Below are 4,592 nucleotides of genomic sequence, written 5' to 3'. Positions count from 1 at the left end.
CCACCGCATCCCCTTCAACGAGGTCGACACCGCCTTCACCCTCGCCCTCACCCCCGGAGCCGCCGAAAAGGTCGTCGTCACCTTCGACGAGTAGGGCGTGAAGTACGGGCGGGCCCAGGGGACGCACCCCCGGGCCCGCCGGTGCCGCCCATGACCCACATCCCCACAGGACATCCACGAACTACTACCTGTGCCGTATTGCTTGACTTAAGCAAGAACTTTACTGTGAGGGTGTAGCTGTACGTCCCCCACGGAGGCCCGACCATGACCCACGCAATCCCCCGCCCCGCCGACGTCGGAAGGTCCGCACCGGCGCGGCCCAATGCCGTCGTCGCGGTGCTGGCCTTCGGCGGCATCGTGGTCGCACTGATGCAGACGCTGGTGATCCCGATCGTCCCCGAGCTGCCGAAGCTCCTGGACGCCCCCTCCTCGGACACCGCCTGGGCGGTCACCGCGACCCTGCTGGCCGCCGCCGTCGCCACGCCGATGATGGGCCGGCTCGGAGACATGCACGGCAAGCGCCGCATGCTCCTGGTCAGCCTCGTCCTGCTGGTCGCCGGTTCCGTCACGGCCGCCCTCAGCGACTCCCTGGTCCCGATGATCGTCGGACGGGCCCTGCAGGGTCTGGCCTCCGGTGTCATCCCGCTCGGCATCAGCATCATGCGGGACGAACTGCCCGCCGAGCGGCTCGGCTCCGCGACCGCCATGATGAGCGCCTCGCTCGGCGTCGGCGGCGCCCTCGGTCTGCCCGCCGCCGCGCTCATCGCCGACAACTTCGACTGGCACGTACTGTTCTGGAGCTCGGCCGCCATGGGCGTCGTGGCCCTCGTGCTGGTCCTCGCCTTCGTACCGGAGTCGAGGGTCCGCACCGGCGGGCGCTTCGACCTGATCGGCGCCGCCGGTCTCGCGGCCGGGCTGATCTCCCTGCTCCTCGCCATCTCCAAGGGCGCCGACTGGGGCTGGGGCAGCGGTACGACCCTCGGCCTGTTCGCCGCAGCCGTGGTCGTCCTGCTGGCATGGGGCTTCTTCGAGCTGCGCACGAGCCAGCCGCTGGTCGACCTGCGCACCACCGCCCGCAGTCAGGTCCTGTTCACCAACCTCGCCTCGGTGGCGCTCGGCTTCGCCATGTTCGCGATGTCCCTCGCCCTTCCGCAGCTCCTGCAGTTGCCTGAGGCGACCGGCTACGGTCTCGGTCAGTCGCTGCTCGCGGCCGGCCTGGTCATGGCCCCCTCCGGCCTGGTGATGATGGCCACGGCCCCCATCTCCGCCGCCGTCTCGAAGGCCAAGGGCCCCAAGGTGACGCTGATGATCGGCGCCCTGATCGTGGCCTCCGGCTACGGCCTGAACATCGTGCTGATGAGCGAGCTGTGGCACTTCATCGTCGTCTCGTGCATCATCGGCGCCGGCATCGGCTTCACCTACGGCGCGATGCCCGCCCTCATCATGGGCGCCGTGCCCGCGTCCGAGACGGGCTCCGCCAACAGCCTCAACACCCTGATGCGGTCCATCGGTACGTCGTCCGCGAGCGCCGTCGCCGGTGTCGTCCTCGCCCAGATGACGACCGACTTCGGCGGCACCGCGCTCCCGTCGGAGAACGGCTTCAAAACGGTCCTGGCCATCGGCGCCGGCGCCGCCCTGGTCGCCTTCGCCATCGCCTCCTTCATCCCGGGCCGCCGCGCGGCGACGGAAGGAACGGCCCCCGAGGCGCCTACCTCCGAGCAGAAGACCCTGACCCCGGCACCGGCAGCACCCGCCCTCACCAGTACGGACATCCCGGCCCCCGCCGAGTCCGACGAAGGCATCCCGGTGCGCGGCCGGGTCCGCGGCGCGGAGAGCGTGCCGGTACCGGGCGCCGCCGTCACCCTCATCTCCCTCGAAGGCCGCCAGCTGAGCCGCTCGGCCACCCAGTCCGAGGGCACCTACGCCGTACACGCGCCCACCCCGGGCTCGTACGTCCTGATCGCCTCCGCCGACGGCTACCAGCCGCAGGCCTCGACGGTCACCGTGACCGAGCAGCCGGTGTCGTACGACGTGCTGCTGAGCGGCACGAGCGGGCTGGTCGGCGTGGTCCGCTCCGCCGACAGCGGTACGCCGGTCTCCGGGGCGGTGGTGATCGTGACCGACGTCCGGGGTGACGTCCTGGCCGGTGGACAGACCGACGTACTGGGCGAGTTCACGATCGGCGACCTGGTCCCCGGCCCGGTCACCCTCGCCGTCAACTCGGCCAAGCACCGCCCGCTGGCCCTGCCCGTCGAGATCGGCGGCGCCGGGAACACGCGCGTCGAGGTCGAGCTGAAGCCGGGCGCGAACGTCCGGGGCACGGTACGGGGTGCCGGGCTCCCTCTGACGGACGCGAGCGTCACGCTGATGGACGCGGCCGGCAACGTCGTCGCCACGACGACCACGGGCCTGGACGGGGCGTACGCCTTCTCCGACCTGGACACCGGCGACTACACGGTCATCGCGACGGGCTACCCGCCGAGGGCCAGGCAGGTCACGGTCTCCGGCGCCGGAGTCGACGACCACGACGTCGAACTGGCCCACCAGGGGGACTAGTTGACCAGTTGAACCCCGGTTCGCGTGCGGGCGCTCGGAGCGGAGGCAGTGCGCACGCGGACCGGTCGGGCAAGGGTTCCCGGCAGGCGGCAAGGGACGGCAGGGGACGGCTGTGAACCCCGCCACCGGGAACCCCGCCCAAGGGTGCACCTCCGTCATCCACATCCACCCCGCGGAGGTGCACCCCCACAAACAGGAGACGCGGAACGGCAGTCGGCAGACGGAAGAGAGAACGACGATGGCGCTGAGCGCATCGATCCGCACCCGGGACGGCTGGGCCGTGCCCCACGCGGTGATCACGGTGACGGACATGACCGGTACGCAGATCCTGCGCGCCGAGGCCGACGCCGAGGGCGCCGTGCGCGACGCCACCCCGCTGACGCCCGGCCCGTACACGGCGATCGTCACGGCGGTCGGCTACTCACCCGTCGCCTCGACGGCCCTGGTCACGGCGGGTGGAGTCGTACGGCTCGGCCGGATCACCCTGGCCCGCCAGGCCGACATGGAGCTGCCGCCGCCGGGCCCGTGGACCGTCGACCCGGTCCACTCGTCGGTGGAGGCGGTGGCGCAGCACCTGGGCCTGTCCAGCGTGCGGGGCCGGTTCGGCGGCTTCTGGGCGCACATCGACATCGCCCAGGATCCTGGCAAGTCCCGGGTGGAGGCGGTGATCCGCGCGGCCTCGATCGACACGGGCAACGCCCTGCGCGACGACCACCTCCGCTCCCCGGACTTCCTGGACGCGGCCCGGCACCCGGACATCACGTTCACCTCGACGGGGCTCAGCCCGGCGGGCGGCGACCGCTGGACGGTCCACGGCGACCTGACACTGGCGGGCGTCGTACGGCCGGTCGACCTGGACCTGGCCTACCTGGGCACGGGTCCGGACCCGTGGGGCGGCGTACGGGCGGCGTTCCGCGCGACGACGGAACTGCGGCGCGAGGACTTCGCGATGAACTACAACCAGGTGGTGCGGGCGGGCATCGCGGCGGTGGGCGCGACGCTGAAGGTGGAGCTGGACGTGCAGGCGGTGCAGGGGGAGAGGCTCCCCTGACAGCCGAACGGCGGCGGGCGGCGGAGCGAGCCGCCGCACGGGCGAAAAGTGCAGGTCAGAGGCGCGCCACAGCGACCTACGAAGGTCACTGAGAGCCAGCGAGCGGTTGCGGCCGGTGGCCGGGGTTCTCACCGTGGGCCCAAAGAGAGCAGCTCTCGAAAGGACTGCGCATGCGCGCCCTCGTTTCCCGTTCCGGCCCCCGCTCCCGCGGGCTCCTCCTCCCGTCGTCCGTCGTCTGTGCCGCGCTGATATTCGGCCCGGTCGGCGCGGCAGTCGCCGTCACCGACGCGAGCCGGGACGTCTACGCCTCCGTCGGCGCCGACACGACGTCCTCCACGTACGCGGACCGGGTACTGCAGCGACTCGGCGCCCTGGAGCGCGCCGACCGCAGCGACGTACTCACCCCGGTCCTGAACGTCCTGACCGGCCTCACCGAGCAGACGGGCACCGGCCGTATGACCGCGCCCCAGGCGGCCGGTTTCGCGAAGGCGGTCGAAACGGCGAACGCCTCCCTCAAGCAGCGTCTGGCGGACCGGATCGGCACGTCGAACAGGGCCGCGACCGTCCGCGCCGCCGCCCTGGCCGACCCGATCTCGGACCTCCTGGACCAGCTCTCGGCCACCCTCGCCGGCCTCCTCGACACGGTGACCGGCCTGGTCGGCGGCCTGCTGGACACGGTCACGGGCCTTCTGGGCGGCATCCTCGACACCCTGGGCGGCCTTCTCGGAGGCCTGCTGGGCGGCCTCCCGCCCCTGCCGGTGGAACTGCCCCCGCTCGAACTCCCGCCACTGGAACTGCCGCCGGCGGCAGCGGTACCGGCACTGCCTGCGCTGCCCGCTGTACCTGCTGTGCCCGCTGTGCCCGCGCTTCCGGCAGCGGGGAGCGTGGCGGACACGGTCCGCTGACGACCCCGCAGCCCTGCGCCCCGTCCCGCCCTGCCTGATCCGAGGCAGGGCGGGAGGGGTCAGGGCGGGGCAGGACGGGG

Annotated in this window: 3 protein-coding genes; all 3 read left to right on the top strand. The window is 72.3% G+C overall.

All coding sequences use genetic code 11. The features are described 5' to 3' along the window. The first annotated feature begins 264 nt into the window (after positions 1-264). Positions 265-2,556, top strand: coding sequence for an MFS transporter (locus ACWCRB_RS49150; protein ID WP_451002276.1), 2,292 nt, complete (start codon positions 265-267; stop codon positions 2,554-2,556). Positions 2,557-2,794: 238 nt separating this feature from the next. Continuing rightward, a complete protein-coding gene (locus ACWCRB_RS49145) occupies positions 2,795-3,607 on the top strand; it encodes a YceI family protein (RefSeq protein WP_451002275.1) in 813 nt (270 codons plus the stop codon). A gap of 170 nt (positions 3,608-3,777) precedes the next feature. After that, entirely contained in the window at positions 3,778-4,512 is a 735-nt protein-coding gene (locus ACWCRB_RS49140) for a hypothetical protein (RefSeq protein ID WP_451002274.1), read from the top strand. The last annotated feature ends 80 nt before the right edge of the window (positions 4,513-4,592 follow it).

The sequence above is a fragment of the Streptomyces sp. NPDC002156 genome (assembly GCF_053593675.1).
The sequence above is the reverse complement of the archived record's forward strand: the minus strand, read 5'-3'. Positions and strand labels throughout refer to the sequence as shown.